At 74.3% G+C, this 381-nt stretch carries 1 pseudogene; it reads right to left on the bottom strand.

Features of this window, described 5'->3' with window-relative positions:
• Nucleotides 1-339, bottom strand: a pseudogene (locus NBZ83_RS32750) (hypothetical protein); the annotation flags it as partial.
• Nucleotides 340-381: the final 42 nt, after the last annotated feature.

The raw sequence follows: 381 nt of genomic DNA, 5'->3' as shown, positions 1-381 counted from the left end.
GACGGGCTGCTGCGGCACCGCCGGCTCGTCCTTCTCCGCCGTGGCAGTCGCCTGCGGCTTACCGGCCGAGACGGTCACGGCGTCGTTGCCCGCCTGGTCGCCGGCCGGCTCGTCGGCAGCCGGCTCGACCGGCACAGCCACTACGTCCGGCACAGCCGCGACAGCTGACTCGTCCGCCGTAGCCGACTCGTCCACCACGACCGATTCACCCGCCGCCACCAGCACAGCCGCGACAGCCGGTTCCTCCACGACAGCCGGCACAGCCGCGTCAGCCGGCTCGTTCGCCGTAGCCGGCTCGTCCTGCACGGCACCCGCGGGCTCGACGGGCTGCTGCGGCACCGCCGGCTCGTCCTTCTCCGCCGTGGCAGTCGCCTGCGGCTT

Origin of the sequence: Frankia gtarii (assembly GCF_025403375.1) — a bacterium.
Classification (GTDB): domain Bacteria; phylum Actinomycetota; class Actinomycetes; order Frankiales; family Frankiaceae; genus Frankia; species Frankia gtarii.
This window is presented reverse-complemented; position numbering and strand designations above follow the sequence as displayed.